Source organism: Nocardia sp. CC201C, assembly GCF_030010695.1.
GTDB classification, from domain to species: domain Bacteria; phylum Actinomycetota; class Actinomycetes; order Mycobacteriales; family Mycobacteriaceae; genus Nocardia; species Nocardia otitidiscaviarum.
In genome coordinates this window covers 1-19,423 of the sequence record NZ_JASCXP010000100.1, presented here as the reverse complement: position 1 = coordinate 19,423, position 19,423 = coordinate 1, and the positions used below count along the sequence as shown (strand labels likewise).

The following is a 19,423-nucleotide window of genomic DNA, read 5'->3' as shown; positions in this document are numbered from 1 at the left end:
GCCCTGCCGGGTGCGGGCGCGGGAGCGGCGGCCGGGGGCACCCTCGCCGATACCCGGGACCTCCCAGCGCGGGGGCTTGGCCGGGGAGAGTGCGGGCAGTCCCGCATCGCCCTCCCGGGCGGGACGGCCGGAATTCGACTCGCCACCCGCAGAATTCGCGTCGCCCGGCGGTCGGGCCGGTGAATCCGATTCGGCACCAGGGCGATCCGGTTCATCTCCGGCCGAATCCGGCTCCTGCTCGGGCAGGTCCGAACGGCTGTCGTTATCGTCCGAACGGCCATCATCAAGTTCCGAACGGCCTTCGCGGCTCTCCGAATGGCCTTCTCGGCGGTTCGAACTGCCCTCGGCAGCGTCCGGACGGCTTCGCGAATCCTCGGACGAATCAGCCCCTCCGCCTTCGGGTTCCGCGTCGTCGGTCAGTGGCCCCGCACCGTCGTCGGGCGAGACCCCATCGCTTTTCCCGGATCGTCCTCCTGCGCCCGCGCGGCTTCCTCCGCCGCCTGCCGCATGGCCTCGTCCAGCTGCTCCTCGCTGATACCGGGCTCGTCGAACGGATCGCGCCGCCGTCGGTGCGGCAGTGCGAGTTCCGCCGCCACCCGCACATCCTCCTCGGTGACCGCGCCGCCGCCGCGCCAGGCGGCGTGTGCGGTGGCGGTGCGTGCCACCACCAGATCGGCGCGCATCCCGTCCACGTCGAAGCTCGCGCAGAGGGCGGCGATGCGGCGCAGTTCCACGGTGTCGAGGGTGATCTCGTCGAGGCGGTCGCGTGCGGACAGGATGCGCTCGGCCACCGCACGGTCGGCGGCGGTGTAGCGGGCCGCGAATCCGGCCGGGTCCGCCTCGTAGTCGAGGCGGCGGCGCACCACCGCCATGCGCACGTCCACCTCGCGCGAGGCGACCACGTCGACGGTGAGGCCGAAGCGGTCCAGCAGCTGCGGCCGCAGCTCGCCCTCCTCCGGGTTCATGGTGCCCACCAGCACGAAACGGGCAGGATGCGAGGCCGAGACGCCATCGCGTTCGATATGCACCCGCCCCATGGCGGCGGCGTCGAGCAACACGTCCACCAGATGGTCGTGCAGCAGATTCACCTCGTCGACGTAGAGCACGCCGTGGTGGGCGGCCGCCAGCAGACCGGGTTTGAACGCCTGCTCGCCGTCGCGCAGCACCCGCTCCAGGTCCAACGAACCGACCACGCGGTCCTCGGTCGCGCCTACCGGCAACTCCACCAGCCGGGCGGGCCGCGCCCCGCTCTCGTCGACGATGGGCGGCAGTAACTGAGCCAGCGCACGCACCACGGTCGATTTGGCGGTGCCCTTCTCTCCGCGCACCAACACACCGCCGATACCGGGATGCACCGCGCACAGGATCAGGGCGAGCTGCAAACGCTCCTGACCGACCACGGCCGAGAACGGGAACCCGGCATCGTCCCCGACGGACGAACCGCCCACTCGTACGGATTCGGGATGCACAACACGGGAAGCCGACACGCCCCCACTGTATGCGCGCCACACACCGGCCCTCACCACGCCCCCGCCACAGCTGAGATCTGAGCGTCGATGGCGACAGCGTGACCGGTCGCCACCGCATCCGCTCGACGCCGCCGCCCACGGACGGCCACGGTGAAACCCGAACCCCGTCGCAGGCCGGTTCCATCGCATCGGCATTCACCAACGGCTGCGGCTGGGTGCCCGCGACCGCCGCACCGGGACAAAGGTTCGGCCCCGCACCTGGTTTCGGTGGGGGCCGAGAAAGGTGCGGCGGCTCAGCCGCGGCGCATCGGGATGTGCGGTATGCCGTCCTCGATGTACTCGTCGCCGTCGGGCTTGAAGCCGTGCTTGGTGTACATGTCGACAAGGTAGGTCTGGGCGTTGAGGCGGACCGTGGCCGAACCCGCCTCGGCGAGGGCGGCCTGCAGCACCCGAGTGGTGTAGCCGTGTCCGCGGGCGGGAACGCTGGTGCAGAGGCGGCCGATGCGGAAGGACTTCACGCCGTCGCGGTGCTCCTCGAGCAGCCGCAGGGTGCAGATGACCTCACCCTCGTCGTCGAGCCAGAAGTGCCGGGTCTCCGGCAGCAGGTCGAGCCCGTCGAGTTCCGGGTAGGCGCATTTCTGCTCGACGACGAACACTTCGACGCGAAGTTTCAACAGCTTGTACAGGGTCTCGGTACCCAGGTCCTGGGCCCACGACCGTTTGAGAGCAACCGTTGACATCATCGCGTCTTGCTATCACACCGCGGCGTGCGGCGCGACCCCTTCGATATCGGGCGTGTTCGATTCGAGACGCAGCGCCTTGTTGGACCAGTCCCACACCTCGCGGAACAGCGCCTGGTTCTCCGAGAGCTTCACGCCCAGCGAGGGCACCATTTCCTTGAGTTTCGGCTGCCACGAGGCGTATTCGTGCGGGAAGCACTTCTGCATGACGTCGAGCATGGCGCTCACGCAGGTGGACGCGCCCGGGGAGGCGCCGAGCAGACCGGCGATGGTGCCGTCCTCGGCCGCCACCACGGCGGTGCCCAGTTCCAGCACGCCGCCCGCGCCCTTGCGCCGGATCATCTGCACGCGCTGGCCAGCGATGATCAGCTCCCAGTCGTGGCCGTCGGCGCGCGGAATGAACTCCTCCATCGCGTCGACCCGACCGGCCTGCGACTTCAGCAGCTCCGAGACCAGATACTTGACCAGGCCGAGTTCGGTGACGCCGACGCCGAGCATGGAGAACAGATTGTTGGGTTTGACCGACTTGAGCAGGTCGGTGTAGCCGCCGTCCTTGAGGAACTTCGGCGTCCAGCCCGCGTAGGGGCCGAACAGCAGCCCACGGTCCCCGTCGATGACGCGGGTGTCCAAGTGCGGCACCGACATCGGCGGCGCGCCCACGGCGGCCTTGCCGTACACCTTGGCCTCGTGCTTGGCGATGAGTTCCGGATTGGTGCAGCGCAGGAACAGACCCGACACCGGGAACCCGCCGAAGCCGGAGATCTCCTTGATGCCGGACTTCTGCAGCAGCGGCAGCGCGCCGCCGCCCGCGCCGACGAAGACGAACCTGGCGTTGACGACGCGCGCCTTGCCGGTGCGGGTGTTGCGCACCTTCACCAGCCAGGAGCCGTCGGACTGCTTGGTGAGGTTGCGCACCTCGTGCCCGAAGGCGAGATCGGCACCGGACGCGCCCAGGTAGGCCAGCAATTCGGTGGTCAGCTCGCCGAAGTCGATATCGGTGCCGGCGTCGGTCCAGTTCAGCGCGACCGGGTCGGAGAAGTCGCGGCCGCGGGCCATGAGCGGCAGCCGACGCGCGAATTCGTCGGGGCTGTCGATGAATTCCATGCCCTCGAACAGCGGATGCCGCGACAGCGCCTCGTAGCGCTTGCGCAGGTACCGTACATCCGCCTCGCCGTGGGTGAAGCTCACATGCGGGATGGGGTTGATGAAATTGGAGGGCTCGGCCAAGATGCCGGTCTCCACGGCATACGACCAGAACTGGCGCGACACCTGGAAGCGCTCGTTGATGTCGATGGCCTTGGTGATCTCGACGGAGCCGTCGGCGTTCTGCGGCGTGTAGTTGAGCTCGCACAGAGCCGAGTGGCCGGTGCCCGCGTTGTTCCACGGGTCGCTGCTCTCCGCGGCGGCGGCGTCGAGCCGCTCGAACACGGTGATCGACCAGTCCGGCTGCACCTGGCGAAGCAGTGCACCCAGGGTGGCACTCATGATGCCGGCACCGATGAGTACTACATCGGTCTTCTCAATCTTGGCAGCGTTCGGCACGGGTAGATCGACTTCCTTGTCCTAGATGCGGCAACCTAGCGGCGCTTAGGTTACCCGTCGTTCACCTAGTTTCGATTGTGCCCCTCAACACGCGGAATTCACGCAGCGACAGGGCCGATTGTGAGAGATCCCTCCCGGGTGCGATGTCGCCACGGCTGGGGATAGATTGAGACTGTGAGTTCCGATACGCCCGCCGCGACCTCCACCGTCACCGATCCGACGGCCCCCGCCTGGCAACCGGATGTGCTGGGTGCGGGCTATGAGCGACTGACCATCCCGCTGGGTCCTGACCCCGACGGCGAGGGTGAGGTGGAGGCCGTCCTGGTCCGCCACACGCCCACCGAAGCGCCGGTCGCCACCAAGGCCGTGCTCTATGTGCACGGATTCACCGACTACTTCTTCCAGAAACATCTGGCCGAGCATTTCGCCGGGCGCGGATACCGCTTCTACGCGCTCGACCTGCGCAAGTGCGGCCGGGCCCGGAGGTCCGGGCAGACCGCGCACTATGTCAGCGACCTGACCCTCTACGACGCCGAGTTGAACCGCTCGCTGCGGACCATCCGCGCCGAGACCGGACTGCCCACGCTGATCCTGGCGCATTCGACGGGTGGGCTCATCACCTCGCTGTGGCTGAACCGGCTCAACCGGTCCGGTGGCGGCGTGCGGGCGCAGGGCATCACCGGGTTGGCGCTCAACAGCCCGTGGTTCGATTTGCAGGGGCCGTCCTACTACCGGTCGGTCGGTACGGCGGTGCTGCACGGTCTGGCCCGGTTCAGCGCCATGACCCGCCTGCCGCTGCCCGAGGGCAGCGCCTACGGCGACAGCCTGCACCACACCGTCGCCGGGGAATGGGATTACGACCTGGACTGGAAGCCGCTGACCGGTTTCCCGGTGCACGCGGGCTGGCTGCGCGCCATCCGCCGCGGGCACGCCCGCCTGCATCAGGGCCTGGATATCGGGGTGCCCGCGCTCATCATGCGGTCGAAGGTGACCAAGTTCATGCGCGAGTACGGTCCGGCCGCGGATGTGTCGGACGTGGTGCTGGATGTCCGTCAGATCCAGCGCTGGTCGGGCTGCCTGGGCACGCGCACCAATATCGTGCCCATCGAGGGGGCCCGCCACGATGTGTTCCTGTCCGCGGAGACGCCGCGTAAACAGGCGTTCGCGGAGCTGGATTCGTGGCTGGACTGGCTCGACACCGCCTCGGCCGAGCCCGTCGCCACCTCACCAGAAGCTGGTGCGTAGCACGATCTCGGTGGCCAGTTCGTGGTCTGCCTCGGTGGCCACGTCGGTGACATCCATGGTGACCAGGCGGTATTCCCCGTAGACATGGCGGCCGGACGCCTCGGCCGCCTCCCGGGGCAGCGCCTTGGTGGCCAGCAGGGTGGTGGGTATCTCCACGGCGGGGCAACTCGGATCCGGGGCCGTGCCGCCGGTGACGGGCACCGCGGGGTGGGCGCGACCGGCCACGACCAGGCTCATGAACCGGCCGAAACCCCGGGCGGACAGCTGCCAGGCCAGCTCGGCCCCGGCGCCGCAGCCGACCAGGTTGGCCCACGGCACCCGCAGTTGGTCGAGCAGGGCGAGCACGGTGGCGGTATCGAGGCCGTCGGCGTGCTCGACGACGAACGTGCGCAGATCGGAGTTGTGCAAGCGGGCACAGACCTGGTCGTAGACGTCCGCGGGAGCGCCCGCATCGGGCAGCAGCAGAACACTGTGCCGGGATTCGGGGCCGCCGACTCGCACGGTCCACGTCTTGTCACCGACCGTGAGCTGCCGAGATTCCATGTGAATTCACGGTACACGCCGCCGGGGAGTCCGCATCGCGTGTCGGTGTGATTTCGATCGGGGCTCAGCGGGTGGTGCGCAGAATGGCGAGATCGGTCGGTGCGCCGCCGGTGATCAGCCCTTCCAGGGCCGCCTCGTCGAGGTGCTTCTCCATCAGGTCGGCGAGCAGGTCCAGCTGTGCGGTGCGCTCCCGCGCCACCGAAACATCGTCGGCCACAACGAAGCCCGTACGCCCGGCGCGCTCGGCGAGTTCGCGCAGCCAGGCTCGGCGGAACGCGTCGTTCTCCAGGACGCCGTGCAGGTGGGTGCCCCAGACGCAGCCGCGCACACTCCCTTCGGGAGCGCCGTCCAACTCCAGCCAGGGCCGGTCGCCGCTGTGACGGACCCGACCGTGATGAATCTCGTATCCGTGCACGGGCAGGCCGCGGGCGTGGCCGGTGGCGCGGCGCAGCACCTTCGGGTCGGCGAATTCGATCTCGAGGTCCAGCAGGCCGAGGCCCGCGACCGTGCCCGCGTCCGATTCCACGCGGTCCTCGATGGCACAGGCCAGCATCTGGTAGCCGCCGCAGATGCCCAGGATCGGCCCGCCCGCGGCGGCGCGGACGCGCAGGGCATCGGCGATTCCGGTGCGGCGCAACCATTCCAGATCGCTCACGGTGGCCTTGCTGCCCGGCAGGACGACCAGATCCGCGCCGGTCAGCCGGGAGGGATCGGTGACCCAGCGCACGGCCACCCCCGGTTCGCAGGCCAGCGCCTCCACATCGGTGGAGTTGGAGATGCGCGGCAGCCGGATGGCAGCGACGGTCAGCCATTCCGACCCGCGCGGCGGCAGGGAGCGGCCCACCGGGGCGTCGGCGACGGTGCCGAGCGAGTCCTCGGCGTCGATCCACAGCTCCTCCGCGAAGGGGAGGACACCGAGCGTGGGGCGGCCGGTGAGCGCGGTGAGCTGGTCGATACCGGGTCGCAGCAGCTCCACGTCACCGCGGAACTTGTTGATGACGAACCCCGAGATCAGTTGCTGGTCTTCGGGTTCCAGAATGGCGACGGTGCCGAAGAGATGCGCCAGCACCCCGCCGCGGTCGATATCGCCGACCAGCAGCACCGGCAGCCCGGCCGCGCGCGCCAGACCCATATTCGCCAGATCTGTTGCGCGCAGGTTGATTTCAGCCGGTGACCCCGCGCCCTCGCAGATCACCACATCGAATTCGGCTCGCAGCGCCGCCAATTCGTCCGCCACCACCTGCCGCAGGTGCTGCCGGTGCCGGAAGTAGTCGCGCGCCCCCACGGTGTCGACGGCCCGCCCGCGCACCACCAGCTGGGAGCGCCGGTCACTGCCGGGTTTGAGCAGGATCGGATTGAAGCGCACGCTGGGCTCGAGTCCGCACGCCCGCGCCTGGAGTGCCTGCGCGCGGCCGATCTCCCCGCCGTCGGAGGTGACGACGGAGTTGTTGGACATGTTCTGCGCCTTGAACGGCGCGACGCGCACCCCGCGCCGCGCCAGCATGCGGCAGAGTCCCGCCACCACAACGCTTTTCCCGGCGTCGGAGGTGGTGCCCGCGACCAGCAGCGCGCCCTTCACCGGCTGGCCTCCGCGGCGGGCGGGCGCGCGCTCACGGCAGGGTGAGGATTTCCGCGCCGGTGTCGGTGACGACCAGGGTGTGCTCGAACTGTGCCGTCCATGCGCGGTCCTTGGTGACCACCGTCCAGCCGTCGTCCCAGATCTCGTAGTCGATGCCGCCCAGATTGATCATGGGCTCGATGGTGAAGGTCATGCCCGGCTCGATCTCGGCCTCCACGGCGGGCTGGTCGTAGTGCAGGATCACCAGGCCGCTGTGGAAGGTGGGGCCGACGCCGTGGCCGGTGAAGTCGCGCACCACGCCGTAGCCGAAGCGGTTGGCGTAGGACTCGATGACGCGGCCGATGACATTGAGGGCGCGGCCGGGGCGCACCGCCTTGATGGCGCGCATGGTGGCCTCCTCGGTGCGCTCGACCAGCAGGCGCACCTCCTCGTCCACGTCACCGGCGAGGAAGGTGGCGTTGGTGTCGCCGTGCACGCCGTGGATGTAGGCGGTGACGTCGATATTCACGATGTCGCCGTCCTCGATCACGGTGGAGTCGGGGATGCCGTGGCAGATGACCTCGTTGAGCGAGGTGCAGCAGGATTTGGGGAATCCCTTGTAGCCCAGCGTCGACGGGTACGCGCCGTGATCGCACAGGTACTCGTGCGCGATGGCGTCGAGTTGATCGGTGGTGACGCCGGGCGCGACGGCCTTGCCCGCCTCGGCGAGCGCCTGCGCCGCGATCTTGCTCGCGATCCGCATCTTCTCGATGGTCTCCGGGGTCTGCACCCAGGGCTCGTGTCCCTCGTTGACCGTCTTCTTCCAGACGTACTCCGGCCGCTCGATGGACTTCGGCACCTCTCGAATGGGCGACTGGGTGCCGGGAACGAGAGGTTTGCGGGTGCGCACTGACATGGAACAAGACTATCCGCCCGCGCGGGGTGCTCCGTACCCGGAATACTTCCGGACTATGGTCCGTTTACCCCTTTGGTTGACGTGGTAACTACTTGCAGGAGGCACCCGCCGTGGAATTGGGACTGACCACATTCGCCGAGATGACCGCCGTCGGCGACCGGCCCGCGCCCAGCGCCGGACAGCGGTTGCGCGAGGTGGTCGATGAGGCCGTCGCCACCGAACGCGCGGGACTGGAGGTATACGGGGTCGGTGAACACCACCGCGCCGACTTCGCGGCCTCCGCCCCCACCGTGGTGCTGTCGGCCATCGCCGCCCGCACCGAACGCATCCAGCTCACCAGCGCGGTCACCGTGCTCAGCTCGGCTGACCCGGTGCGCGTGTACCAGGAGTTCGCCACCCTGGACCTGCTCTCCGGCGGGCGCGCCGAACTGATGGCGGGCCGTGGCTCGTTCATCGAATCCTTCCCGCTGTTCGGCTACGACCTGGGCGACTACGACGAACTCTTCGACGAGAAACTGGCGCTGCTGCTGAAGATTCGCGCGGACGAGCCGGTCACCTGGTCCGGGAAGTTCCGCGCCCCACTCAGCGACGCCGTGGTGTATCCGCGCACCGAACGCCCGCTGCCGGTGTGGATCGCGGTGGGCGGCACCCCGGAATCCGTCGCCCGCGCCGGGCTGCTGGGTCTGCCACTGGCCATCGCCATCATCGGCGGACAGCCCGCGCGCTTCAAACCGCTGGTCGACCTGTACCACCGGGCGCTGGCGGAGGGCGGCCACGAGCCGCGGCCGGTGGCGGTGCACGCGCACGGCTATGTGGCGGAAACGGATGCGCAGGCCGTGAACGACTTCTACGCGCCCTACGCCGCCGCCATGAGCGCCATCGGACGCGAACGCGGCTGGGCCCCCATGACCCGCGACCACTTCGACGCGCTGCGCTCCCAGAGCGGTTCGCTGTTCGTCGGCGCCCCCGACCATGTGGCGGAGAAGATCGCCACCGTGCGCGACGATCTCGGCCTGGACCGCTTCATGCTGCACACCAGCGTGGGCACCCTGCCGCACGAAAAGGTGCTGCGCACTATCGAACTGCTCGGCGACAAGGTGGCCCCGCAGGTGCGGTGATCGCCACTGCGGCCGGGGCCGCGTCGATCGCCGATCCGACAGTCCCGCCGAGCAAGACGCGGTGAGCGGGCCACCGGAGGTGGACCACTCGATCTCCGCGGCAGTCCGAATCTCCCGATCGGTCGCCGACCGAGTGCGCTCACGGCCGCGCCGGGTCGGCGCATGGTCGGAACCGAGCCGACGGACACAGGGACGATCACTCCGGAAGGGCCGGTTCCGGTGCGGCTGACACCGCACCGGCCCAGTCTCCCGCTACGATCTCGGGGATACTCTCCGGTGGCGTCGATGCCGCACGGGGCAGCGAACAACAGAGGATGCGCGCGTGGCCGAGATCAGCACCCTGACCTGGATTGTCACCATCGGACTCATACTCGCGCTGCTCGCGGTGGATCTGATCGTGGCAGCGGTGAAGCCGCATCGGGTGGGCTTCCGGGAGGCCACCATCTGGTCGGTGTTCTACATTCTCGTGGCCGTCGCTTTCGGGGTGTGGTTCGCCTGGCAGTACGGCGGCGGGTTCGGGGCGGAGTTCTTCGCCGGATACGTGGTGGAGAAGAGCCTGTCGGTGGACAACCTCTTCGTCTTCGTGATCATCATGACCACCTTCGCGGTGCCGGAGGAGCATCAGCACAAGGTGCTCACCTTCGGCATCGTGCTGGCGTTGATCATGCGGGCCATCTTCATCGCCTTGGGCGCGACGCTGCTGTCGCTGTTCTCCTTCATGTTCCTGCTGTTCGGGCTGCTGCTCATCTACACCGCGGTGCAGCTGTTCCGGCACCGCGATCAGGATCCCGAGGTCGACGACAATGTGATGGTGCGGGCCGCGCGGCGGCTGCTGCCCATTACCGACGACTATGTGGGCGGCAAGCTGTCGACCCGCGTGGACGGGCGCTGGATGGTGACGCCGCTGTTCATCGTGCTGCTGGCCATCGGCAGTATCGATCTGCTGTTCGCGCTGGACTCGATTCCGGCGGTGTTCGGCGTCACCCGCGAGCCCTATATCGTCTTCGCCGCCAACGCTTTCGCGCTGCTGGGGTTACGGGCGCTGTTCTTCCTCGTCAAGGGTCTGCTGGACCGGCTGGTGTACCTGTCGACCGGCCTGTCGCTGATCCTGGCGTTCATCGGCGCCAAGCTCATCCTGCACTGGGCGCACGTCGACATCGACGACCGCGTGCCGGAGATTCCGACCTCGGTCAGCCTGGGCGTGATCGTCGCCGTGCTCGTGGTCGTCACCGTGGCCAGCCTGATCAAGACGCGGCAGGATCCGACCGCGAAGGCGCACGCGGGCTCACTGCGGGCGCATCCGGACCAGGAGCGCGACCGGCAGGGGCAGCCGGGCTGATCTCGTCGCGGCGGGCGCGTTTGCCGCGGGCGATCTCGGTGGCGAGGGCGTCGAGCGGCTGGGCGAACGGCGTGAGCGAATCGTGCAGGGCCGCAAGCCAATGCTGCGCCGCCTCGATACCGTCCGAGTCGAGGGCGTAGTGACGGCGGGTGCCGTCGGCGCGGGTGCGCACCAGCCCGGCGTCGCGCAGCGCCTTGAGGTGCTGGGAGACGCCGGGCTGGGAGATGGTCGCGTGGCGCTGCACCGCGGTCACGATCGCGCCCGCGGGCTGTTCGCCGGTGGCTGCCAACAGTTCGAGGATGTGGCGGCGGATCGGATCGCCCAGCGCCTCGAAGATCTTCGCCGGGGAGCGGTCCATCAGGAGTGCGCGCCGTCCTCGGGCACACCGGTGTAGAACGCGATGGTGCGGTCCGCGGCCGCCCGGGCGGCGGCCGGGTCCTCGCCGTCGCCGATGGCGGCCTCGGCCCAGCCGCGTGCCGCGACTTCGATGAAGGCACGCCCCTCCGGCGTCTCGTGGAAGGTCTGTGCCAGTGCCGGATCCATCGGCTGCCCGGTCGCCAGGTGCTCCCCCAGTCCCATCAGGGCGAGATCCCAGCCGACCCCGACCGCTCCCGGCCCGAACCGCTCCCAGAAATCCGGGTCGACGGGTGCCTCGTGCACCAGTTCCAGCCGCGTGCCGTCGCCGTCCGGGGTGAGGGTCACCTGCACCCACGAGGTCTGATCGTTGAACACCCAGGTGATGGCGAACCGCCGCGGTTCGTCGCATTCCTCGACGACGCCACCGGCATTGCCCTCGATCTGGTATTTCCCGCCGAGCGTCAGGTCACCCGAGACGGGCGCGAACCACCGTGGAATGCGCTCGATGTCGGTCAGCGCGCTCCACAGATCGGCCTGTTCGGTCGCGTAGGTCCGGCGCGCGACAGCGATCTTGGTCGGCGCACCGCCGCGCTCACCGCTGCGCAGTTCACGGGCCACGAGTCCGGCTACGGCGGCCGGATCGGTCAGCAAGGGCATGACGAAACCTCCTCTATAAGTTGGAACTTATATTAGCGCGCGCGAGCCCACCCCCGCCACCCCTGTCGGCCACAGCAATCACCCCGCCAACCACGGCGATCAGCCTCTGCCGACCACGGCGCTCAGCCCTGGACCACAGCGACCAGCTCGACCACGGGGTCAGCAGCTGGCGACCACAGCGACCAGCACGACCACGGGGTCAGCGGCTGGCGACCACAGCGATCAGCTGCGACCGGATCGCGCCGAAACCGTCGCGTTCGACTCCGGAGCCCGCAGTCGCGCGGGCTCGACGACCAGGACCGGGAGGGCGGCGTGGTGGACCAGTTCGGTGGATACGCTGCCGAGCAGGCGGGTGGACAGGCCGCGACCGCGGCGGCCGACGACCAGTACGTCCATATCCTGGTCGGTGGCGAAGCGGCGGAGGGCCTCACCCGGGGGACCCGCCAGCACCTCGAAGCGCACCGGCATTCCGGCGGCGCGGGCCCGCTCCGCGGCGGCGGCCAAGCGGGCGTCGGCGGCGTCGATCGCGGCGTGGGTGGCGTCGTCGGTGGCGTCGTAGCAGACCACCTCGGCGAGTACGAGCATGCCGCACCCGGATCCGAACAGGGTGAGCGCCGTATCGAGCGCACGATCGGATTCCGGGGAGCCGTCCATGGCCACCAACACCCGAGGTCCGCGAGTTTCGGCGCGCCCCAGAATGCCCTCGGGCCCCGACGCGGCCAGACGCGGGCGGCGCTCGACCCGCTCCCACGCGATCGGGACGAACAGCGGCCCCAGCGCAACAGCGATGACGAGCCACATCGGGTCGTGGCCGCGGCGGATCATCCACAGGCCGGTAACCACGCCGATGAACGCCCAGCCGATGAGGAACAGTGCCAGTGTGAGAGCCATGGCTCCACGGTCCCCCGGCGGACACCCGCACGTGTAGCGCACGAAGCCCCCGGTTGCGGGGACTTACGTCCCACGGCCCACCGGCCACCGGCGAGCGGCGAGCGGCGAGCGGACCACCCCGACCATGCGGACACCCACACAGCGGCCAGCCTGCCGTGCGCCCGGAAATCCCTACCGCCCCGGCGCACGCGGATCGTCACGTCGGACGGACCCCGCCACCCGGCGACGGTCAACCGCTGGCCCCGGCCACCGTGCCGATGCAGTCGACCTGGCCGCCTGTCCGCGGCGAACCGGACCAGCCATGCCGCCAGGGCCACCGAGCTGGCCGCGTAGCCCCGAAGGCGTTGCGCGCCTGAGCGGTTCCGCTATTCGCGCAGCTGCGCCTCGAAGGCGATGCGGTCGCCGCGGTAGAGGGAGCGGACGCGTTCGATGGGGGTGCCGTCGGGGTCGAGGCTGCGGCGGTGGAGCAGGATCATGGGCAGTGCCGTGGTGCATTCCAGGAGGGCGGCCTCGCGGGGGGAGGCGAGCACGGTTTCGATGCGTTCGGTGGCGGCGGCGTAGGTGACGCCGAGAGCGCGGGTGGCGGCGTAGAGGGAGGTCTCCGGGTCGTAGCTGTCGCGCAGGGCGGCGAAGCGGGGCAGGGGCAGGTAGGTGCTCTCCAGGCCGATGCGTTCGCCGTCGGCGAGCAGGATGCGTTCCAGATGCATGACGGGCGTTCCGGCGGGCAGGGCCAGATCGCGGGCGATGTCGTCGTCGGCGGGGATGTCGGCCCAGTCGACGAGCAGGCGGCCGGGGGCGCGGCCGAAGCTGATCGCCCCCTCGGTGTAGGAGCGCAGCGACAGCGGCTGCACCATCTTCGGGCGGGAAACCACGGTGCCGCGCCCCTTGCGCCGAATCCGGCCTTCCACCAACAGATCTCGCAGCGCCTGCCGGACGGTTTCGCGGGCGACGCCGAAGCGCAGGGCGAGTTCGCGTTCCGGGGGGACGGCGTCGCCGACGGCCAGTTCGGCCAGCATGGCGTCGAGTTCGGTGCGGATTCGATACGCCTTCGGGATACGAGCGCCCGCCCCCGCCGCGTCGGATCTCTCCATGCCCCACAGCGTACAGCGAAATGGTCTATACCAATTTTTAACCTGCCGTTTGCGTACGAAACACTCTTAGGTCTAGACCAGTGACCACGATAGGGCGCATGCGATTGGTCATCATCGGCGGCGGCATCCTCGGCACCGCCCACGCCCTGGCCGCCGTCCGGCGCGGCCACGAAGTGATCCAGCTCGAGCGCGAGGTCGAGGCCCGCGGGGCCACCGTGCGCAACTTCGGCCTGGTGTGGGTGTCCGGACGCAGCGCCGGTGAACTGGAGATCGCGCTGCGCTCCCGGCAGTTGTGGGAGGAGATCGGCGGCCGGGTGCCGGGCGTCGGCTTCCGCCCCGCGGGTTCGCTGACCCTGGTGCGCACCGAGGCCGAACTCGCGGTCGCCGAGGCCGCCGCGAACGCCGCGTCCGCCGCCGAGCGCGGATTCGAACTGCTCGACCCCGATCGGGTGCGCGCGCTCGAGCCCGCATTGCGCGGCAAATTCCTTGCCGGACTGCACTGTTCGACCGATGCGGCGGTGGAGTCCCGACAGGCGCTGCCCGCGCTGCGCCGGTACCTGGACGCCACCGGCCGCTATCGGTTCTTCGCCGGAACCGAGGCGCGCGCCGTCACCGGCGGCACCGTGACCGACGACCGCGGCCGTCGCCACACGGGCGATCTCGTGGTGGTGTGCCCGGGTGCGTCGCACCGCGGACTCGCCCGGGAACTGGTGGGCGACATGCCCGTTCGCCGGGTGCGGTTGCAGATGATGCAGACCGCCCCGCTGGGCGAGGACCTCACCACCGCCATCGCCGACGGTGACAGCTTCCGCTACTACCCCGGCTACGCGAGCGATGCGCTCGATCGGCTCGAGGCCGAGGAGTCGCAGTCCTTCGTCGCCGCCCGGCACCGGATGCAGATGCTGTGCGTGCAGCGCCTGCACGGCGGCCTCACCATCGGCGACACCCACGAATACGAGGAGCCCTTCGCCTTCGACGTGGACGAGGCACCCTACGAATACCTCACCGGGGTCGTGGAGGAGCTGCTCGGCCGCAAACTCCCGCCGGTGGTGCGCCGCTGGGCGGGCGTATACAGCCAGTCCATCGATCCGGCGGCCATCGTCACCCGGGTGCGGGCCGATGACGCCGTCTGGGTCGTCACCGGTCCGGGCGGACGCGGCATGACCCTCGGCCCGGCCCTCGGCGAAGAGACCGCCGACCTTCTGAACCTGTAGGAAATCCCATGTCCGACACACAGATCGATCTCGCCGTCCTCGATATGGCCGGAACCACCGTCGCCGACGGCGGGCTGGTGCTGCGCGCCTTCGAGGAGGCCGCCACCGCCGCCGGAATCCCCGCCGAAGGTATCGAGCGCGAGGCCGCCCGCCGCTACGTCCTCGACACCATGGGCCAGTCCAAGATCACGGTCTTCCGCGCGCTGCTCGGCGACGAGGACCGCGCGCAGCGCGCCAATCAGGCGTTCGAGGCCGCCTACGACGAATTCGCCGCCACCGCGGCCGCACCCGTTCCCGGTGCGGCCGAAGCGATCACGGCACTGCGCGCGGCCGGTATCAAGGTGGCGCTCACCACCGGATTCAGCCGCGCCACCCGGGACAAGCTGCTGGCGGCGCTGGGCTGGCAGGACATCGCCGACCTCACGCTGTCCCCCGCCGACGCCGGACGCGGACGCCCCTACCCGGACCTGGTGCTCACCGCACTGCTGCGCCTGGGTATCGACGCCGTGGATCGCGTTGCGGTACTGGGTGATACGGCCAGCGATATCGCCACCGGCCGGGCCGCGGGCGCGCGCATCGTGGCGGGCACGCTGACCGGCGCACACAACGCGGAGCAGTTGCGCGCCGCGGGCGCCACCCACGTGGTGGATTCCGTCACCGAGTTCGCCCGGCTGCTGCTGGCCGAACGCTCCTGAAAGCCCCGCCGCCGGTTCCCGAGGGAGTCGAGCGGCGGTCCTCCCCCATCCCTTCGATTCAGCAGTTCCGACGAACCGAAAGTTGCTTCCCCCGTGCGCAATCCGAACAACCGCCTCGCACGCTCCCTCGCCAGGACGGCGTTGATCCTCACCTCCGCCACCGCCGTCGTCTTCGGCATGACCGCCTGCGGCGGCACCGGCACCGAATCCGCCGACGGCAAGACGGTGACCGTCTACTCCGCCGACGGCGTCGGCGAGTGGTACAAGACCCAGTTCGACAAGTTCAAGGAGCAGACCGGCATCGCGGTGAACCTGGTGGAAGCCGGTTCCGGTGAGGTCGTCAACCGGGTGGAGAAGGAGCAGTCCAACCCGCAGGCCGATGTGCTGGTCACGCTGCCGCCGTTCATGCAGAAGGCCGACAAGTCCGGTCTGCTCGAGCCCAGCGGCATCGACACCAGCGCCGTCGCCGACTCGGACAAGGACCCGAACGGCAAATACGTCATGATGGCGGGCAACTACCTCTGCTTCATCGCCAATCCCTCGGTCAATGTGGCCGGGATGACCTGGGACGACCTGCTGAAGCCGGAGTACCAGGGCAAGATCCAGTACTCCACTCCGGGCCAGGCCGGTGACGGCACCGCGGTGCTGATCCTGCTCCAGCAGCTCTACGGCAAGCAGGGCGCGCTCGACTACCTGGCCAAGCTCCAGGAGAACAATGTCGGCCCCTCCTCCTCCACCGGCAAGCTCCAGGCCAAGGTCGACAAGGGCGAGATCCTCATCGCCAACGGCGACATCCAGATGAATATGGCCAATATCAAGGAGAAGGGCTCCAAGTTCACGGTGTTCTTCCCCGCGGACGCCGACGGCAAGGCCAGCACCGTACCGGTGCCGTACCTGATGGGCCTGGCCAAGGGCGCGCCGCACCAGGCCGAGGCCAAGCAGCTCATGGAGTTCCTGCTCTCCACCGAGGCGCAGCAGGCGCTGCCCAACTCCTTCGCCATTCCGGCCCGCCAGGAACTGCGTGGCGTCATGTCCTCCGGCGGCGCGACCAATCCGGCGGTGCTGCTGCAGAACGTCCAGATCATCTACCCGGACTGGGCGCAGGTGCTGACCGATCTCGACGCCGACCTCGCCGCCTACCAGCAGGCCACCGGCCAGTAGGAATCCGCACCACCCCCGAGGAGCGCACTCATGACCACCGCGTTGACGACATCCAGGGCGACCGACGCCGCGACCGCCGAGCCGGCCATCGTATTCGACCGGGTCGGCGTCACCTACGGCCGCGGCCGGAAAAGCACTGTCGCACTGGCCGATTTCACGCTCCGCGTCGCCGCGGGGGAAACGGTCGCGCTGCTCGGGCCCAGCGGTTCCGGCAAGTCCACCGCGCTCAAGGCGCTGGCCGGCTTCGTCCGGCCCACCTCGGGTGCGGTGCGCTTGTCGGGCCGCGACGTCACCCAGCTCTCCCCCGCCCGACGCGGCATCGGCGTGGTGGTGCAGTCCTACGCGCTGTTCCCGCATATGCGGGTGCGCGAGAACGTGGCCTTCGGACTGCGCTCGCATCGGGTGCCGCGCAGGGAGATCGGCGCACGCGTCGCCGAGGCGCTGACCATGGTGGGCATGGGCGGGTACGCGGAGCGGCTGCCCCGGGAACTGTCCGGCGGACAGCAGCAGCGGGTGGCCATCGCCCGCGCCCTCGCCATCCGCCCCAAGGTGCTGCTGCTCGACGAACCGCTCGCCGCCCTGGACGCGCAGTTGCGGCAGTCCATGCTCGGCGAGCTCCAGCAGTTGCGTAAAGCCCTGCCGGACACCGCCATGCTGTATGTCACCCACGACCAATCCGAGGCGCTGGCGCTGGCGGACCGGATCGCCGTCATGCGCGATGCCCGCCTGGTCGATATCGACAGCGCCCGGAAGCTGTGGCAGCGCCCGCCCACCGATTTCACCGCCGCCTTCCTGGGCGGCGCGAATCTGCTGCCCTGCACCGTCAATCACGTCACCGGCACCGCCGCGCTGGTCACCGTCGGCGAGCACACGCTGCGTGCGGAGGCTCCCGCGCCGGGGGTGGGGCGGCCCGACTGGGTGCCGAATGCCGATGCGCACCTGTGCGTCCGGCCGCACACCGTCTCGATTCGGCCGCTCACCGAGAAGGACGTCCTGCGCGCCAGCGTGACCGGCACGGTGTGGCGGGGTGCGTCGACCCGGCTGCACCTGGACGTCACCGGTCTGCCCGGTGAGCTCACCGCCGATGTGCCCGGCCACGCGGAGTTGGAGATCGGCGATGTCGTGGGCGTGAAGTTCCCCGATCCGGCCGGGGTGCTGATTCCGCCCGGGATCGGAACCGCCGCCGCGGCGGACGAATCCGAGGTGCGGGCGTGACCGCGACCCGCACCGCACCCGCCGCACCCGCCACCACCCCACCCGGCCCGCGCCGCTCGCTCGCGCCGCTGCTCTGGACGCTGCCGCCGGTGCTGGTGGTGTTGTGCATCGCCGTCTATCCGATCGGCCGGGTGCTGCTGGAGTCGACCCGGACCGACGCGGGCCGCGGCACCGAGACCTGGACCACGGTGCTGGGCTCGGAGTCGTTCCGGAACGCGTTGTGGCGCACCGTATCCATCGCGGCCTGCTCCACGCTGGGCTGCCTGGTGCTGGGCACCTTCCTCGCCATCGTGCTGGCCTTCGTGCCGTTTCCGGGATCGGGTCTGGTGGGCCGCCTCATCGACACCGTGCTCACACTGCCCTCCTTCCTGGTGACGCTGGCCTTCACCTTCCTCTACGGCACGGCGGGCGCGGTGAACGCGCTCATCGGTGAACTCACCGGCCGCAGCGAACCGGCGCTGAACTTCCTCACCACCCCGCTGGGTGTGATCGCCGCCGAGGTCACCTTCTTCACCCCGTTCGTCGTGCGCCCGCTGCTGGCCGCCTTCGCCCAACTGCCGCGCGAACAGCTGGATGTGGCCTCGAGCCTGGGGGCGTCGCCGTGGCGGGTGCTGTGGCGGGTGGTGCTGCCGGAGGCCTGGCCCGCCTTGGCCGCGGGCGGCAGCCTCGTTCTGCTGTTGACGCTCAACGAATTCGGCATCGTGCTCTTCACCGGGGCCAAGGGCGTCATCACACTGCCCGCGCTCATCTACACCCGGGGCATCGTCACCTTCGACCTGCCCGGCGCGGCGGTGCTGGCCAGCGTGCAGGTACTGCTGTCGCTGAGCCTCTACCTCGGCTATCGCCTGATCTTCGCCCGGCTCACCGGGACTCGGAAGGAGCGCTGACATGCTGGTGTGGACCCGGCGCGGGCGCGCCGCCGTACTCGCCGTCTTCGCGGTGGTGGTGACGGTGGTGTTCATCGCGCCCATCGCCACGGTGGTGGCGGCGGGGCTGGCGGGACGCTGGACCGGACCGCTGCCCTCGGATCTCGGCTTCGGCAATGTGGGTCGGGCACTGTCCGGGGAGCAGGCGGCAAGTCTGTCGGTGAGCCTGCAGACCGCGCTGTTGGCCGGTGCGGCCGCGCTGGTCCTGGGCACCTGGGCGGCACTGGCCGCCCGGGAAGCGCCGGAATGGTTGCGCCGCATCACCGATGCCGTCTTCCACGTGCCGGTGGCGGTGCCGTCGGTGGCCATCGGCCTCGGCGTCCTGATCGCCTTCAACGAACGTCCGCTGCTGCTGGGCGGCACCACATGGATTGTCGTCCTGGCCCATACGGTGCTGGTGCTGGCCTACGCCTTCAGCGGCGTCAGCGCCGCCCTGGATCGGCTCGACCCCGGATACCGGCAGGCCGCCGAATCGTTGGGGGCGGGGCCGGTCCGGGTGCTGTTCCGGATCACCCTGCCGCTGCTGCTGCCCGCGCTCGGCGCGGCGGCGGGACTGTCGATCGCACTGTCCATGGGCGAACTCGGCGCGACGATCATGGTCTACCCGGCCACCTGGAAAACGCTGCCGGTCACCATCTTCGCGGCCACCGATCGCGGTGAGGTCTTCGACGCCGCCGCCAGCACCACGCTACTGGTACTGGTCACCTTGATCGCGCTGGTGGTGCTGGGCCGCCTGCGCGGCCGCG

General features: G+C 69.7%; 18 protein-coding genes and 1 pseudogene. 9 read left to right on the top strand and 10 right to left on the bottom strand.

Features of this window, described 5'->3' with window-relative positions:
• The 3 genes and pseudogenes from QK444_RS13415 to mqo form a co-directional block, all read right to left on the bottom strand.
• Positions 1–1,469 (bottom strand): annotated as a pseudogene (locus tag QK444_RS13415) (ATP-binding protein); the annotation flags it as partial.
• 293 nt (positions 1,470–1,762) lie between these two features.
• Positions 1,763–2,212, bottom strand: coding sequence for a GNAT family N-acetyltransferase (locus QK444_RS13410; protein ID WP_282780219.1), 450 nt, complete (start codon positions 2,210–2,212; stop codon positions 1,763–1,765).
• Between the two features lie 12 nt (positions 2,213–2,224).
• Positions 2,225–3,751: a malate dehydrogenase (quinone) gene (gene mqo, locus QK444_RS13405; RefSeq protein ID WP_282780217.1), complete on the bottom strand. Its 1,527-nt coding sequence runs from the start codon at positions 3,749–3,751 to the stop codon at positions 2,225–2,227.
• A gap of 174 nt (positions 3,752–3,925) precedes the next feature.
• Between mqo and QK444_RS13400 the strand changes: the two genes are divergently transcribed.
• Positions 3,926–4,996, top strand: coding sequence for an alpha/beta hydrolase (locus tag QK444_RS13400; RefSeq protein WP_282780216.1), 1,071 nt, complete (start codon positions 3,926–3,928; stop codon positions 4,994–4,996).
• On the opposite strand, the gene QK444_RS13395 is transcribed toward QK444_RS13400, so the two are convergent.
• The 3 genes from QK444_RS13395 to map form a co-directional block, all read right to left on the bottom strand.
• Positions 4,976–5,539, bottom strand: coding sequence for a hypothetical protein (locus tag QK444_RS13395; protein ID WP_039816034.1), 564 nt, complete (start codon positions 5,537–5,539; stop codon positions 4,976–4,978). The two genes, QK444_RS13400 and QK444_RS13395, sit on opposite strands and share 21 nt — an antisense overlap.
• A gap of 64 nt (positions 5,540–5,603) precedes the next feature.
• On the bottom strand, positions 5,604–7,118 hold the full coding sequence (locus tag QK444_RS13390) for a cobyric acid synthase (RefSeq protein ID WP_282780213.1): 1,515 nt from the start codon (positions 7,116–7,118) through the stop codon (positions 5,604–5,606).
• A gap of 31 nt (positions 7,119–7,149) precedes the next feature.
• Entirely contained in the window at positions 7,150–8,013 is an 864-nt protein-coding gene (gene map, locus QK444_RS13385; protein ID WP_282780212.1) for a type I methionyl aminopeptidase, read from the bottom strand.
• Positions 8,014–8,123: 110 nt separating this feature from the next.
• On the opposite strand from map, the gene QK444_RS13380 reads away from it, so the two are divergent.
• Positions 8,124–9,131 (top strand): LLM class flavin-dependent oxidoreductase, encoded by a 1,008-nt coding sequence (locus tag QK444_RS13380; RefSeq protein WP_282780210.1) that lies wholly within the window; start codon positions 8,124–8,126, stop codon positions 9,129–9,131.
• A 322-nt stretch (positions 9,132–9,453) separates the two neighbouring features.
• Positions 9,454–10,470, top strand: a complete 1,017-nt coding sequence (locus tag QK444_RS13375) for a TerC family protein (protein WP_282780208.1) — start codon at positions 9,454–9,456, stop codon at positions 10,468–10,470.
• Here QK444_RS13375 and QK444_RS13370 read toward each other — a convergent pair.
• From QK444_RS13370 to QK444_RS13355, 4 genes are all read right to left on the bottom strand, one after another.
• Positions 10,376–10,828, bottom strand: a complete 453-nt coding sequence (locus QK444_RS13370) for a metalloregulator ArsR/SmtB family transcription factor (RefSeq protein WP_282780206.1) — start codon at positions 10,826–10,828, stop codon at positions 10,376–10,378. The genes QK444_RS13375 and QK444_RS13370 overlap by 95 nt on opposite strands.
• Positions 10,828–11,484 carry an SRPBCC family protein gene (locus tag QK444_RS13365; RefSeq protein ID WP_282780204.1) on the bottom strand — a complete coding sequence of 219 codons (657 nt, stop codon included), beginning with the start codon at positions 11,482–11,484 and terminating at the stop codon, positions 10,828–10,830. Before QK444_RS13365 ends, QK444_RS13370 begins: the two co-directional genes overlap by 1 nt.
• Positions 11,485–11,706: 222 nt before the next feature.
• The gene (locus tag QK444_RS13360) at positions 11,707–12,375 is read right to left on the bottom strand and encodes a universal stress protein (RefSeq protein ID WP_282780202.1); all 669 of its coding nucleotides are present in this window, start codon (positions 12,373–12,375) and stop codon (positions 11,707–11,709) included.
• 365 nt (positions 12,376–12,740) lie between these two features.
• The gene (locus QK444_RS13355) at positions 12,741–13,466 is read right to left on the bottom strand and encodes a GntR family transcriptional regulator (protein ID WP_029929927.1); all 726 of its coding nucleotides are present in this window, start codon (positions 13,464–13,466) and stop codon (positions 12,741–12,743) included.
• Positions 13,467–13,564: 98 nt separating this feature from the next.
• Between QK444_RS13355 and QK444_RS13350 the strand changes: the two genes are divergently transcribed.
• From QK444_RS13350 to QK444_RS13325, 6 genes are all read left to right on the top strand, one after another.
• Entirely contained in the window at positions 13,565–14,680 is a 1,116-nt protein-coding gene (locus QK444_RS13350) for a TIGR03364 family FAD-dependent oxidoreductase (protein ID WP_282780200.1), read from the top strand.
• An 8-nt stretch (positions 14,681–14,688) separates the two neighbouring features.
• On the top strand, positions 14,689–15,375 hold the full coding sequence (locus QK444_RS13345) for a phosphonatase-like hydrolase (protein WP_282780198.1): 687 nt from the start codon (positions 14,689–14,691) through the stop codon (positions 15,373–15,375).
• Positions 15,376–15,516: 141 nt separating this feature from the next.
• Positions 15,517–16,536, top strand: coding sequence for a 2-aminoethylphosphonate ABC transporter substrate-binding protein (locus tag QK444_RS13340; protein ID WP_282780221.1), 1,020 nt, complete (start codon positions 15,517–15,519; stop codon positions 16,534–16,536).
• 30 nt (positions 16,537–16,566) lie between these two features.
• Positions 16,567–17,751, top strand: a complete 1,185-nt coding sequence (locus QK444_RS13335; RefSeq protein WP_282780196.1) for an ABC transporter ATP-binding protein — start codon at positions 16,567–16,569, stop codon at positions 17,749–17,751.
• Positions 17,748–18,638 (top strand): 2-aminoethylphosphonate ABC transporter permease subunit, encoded by an 891-nt coding sequence (locus tag QK444_RS13330; protein WP_039816050.1) that lies wholly within the window; start codon positions 17,748–17,750, stop codon positions 18,636–18,638. The genes QK444_RS13335 and QK444_RS13330 overlap by 4 nt, the downstream gene beginning before the upstream one ends.
• 1 nt (position 18,639) lies before the next feature.
• Positions 18,640–19,423: ABC transporter permease subunit (locus QK444_RS13325; RefSeq protein WP_282780194.1), on the top strand; the 784-nt coding region annotated here is incomplete at its 3' end.

What these genes read in the sequence shown, in the direction of transcription:
- QK444_RS13410 (WP_282780219.1), bottom strand. Translation starts at nt 2,212, where the DNA reads ATGATGTCAACGGTTGCTCTCAAACGGTCGTGGGCCCAGGACCTGGGT.
- QK444_RS13395 (WP_039816034.1), bottom strand. Translation starts at nt 5,539, where the DNA reads ATGGAATCTCGGCAGCTCACGGTCGGTGACAAGACGTGGACCGTGCGA.
- map (WP_282780212.1), bottom strand. Translation starts at nt 8,013, where the DNA reads ATGTCAGTGCGCACCCGCAAACCTCTCGTTCCCGGCACCCAGTCGCCC.
- QK444_RS13370 (WP_282780206.1), bottom strand. Translation starts at nt 10,828, where the DNA reads ATGGACCGCTCCCCGGCGAAGATCTTCGAGGCGCTGGGCGATCCGATC.
- QK444_RS13365 (WP_282780204.1), bottom strand. Translation starts at nt 11,484, where the DNA reads ATGCCCTTGCTGACCGATCCGGCCGCCGTAGCCGGACTCGTGGCCCGT.
- QK444_RS13360 (WP_282780202.1), bottom strand. Translation starts at nt 12,375, where the DNA reads ATGGCTCTCACACTGGCACTGTTCCTCATCGGCTGGGCGTTCATCGGC.
- QK444_RS13355 (WP_029929927.1), bottom strand. Translation starts at nt 13,466, where the DNA reads ATGGAGAGATCCGACGCGGCGGGGGCGGGCGCTCGTATCCCGAAGGCG.
- QK444_RS13350 (WP_282780200.1), top strand. Translation starts at nt 13,565, where the DNA reads ATGCGATTGGTCATCATCGGCGGCGGCATCCTCGGCACCGCCCACGCC.
- QK444_RS13345 (WP_282780198.1), top strand. Translation starts at nt 14,689, where the DNA reads ATGTCCGACACACAGATCGATCTCGCCGTCCTCGATATGGCCGGAACC.
- QK444_RS13335 (WP_282780196.1), top strand. Translation starts at nt 16,567, where the DNA reads ATGACCACCGCGTTGACGACATCCAGGGCGACCGACGCCGCGACCGCC.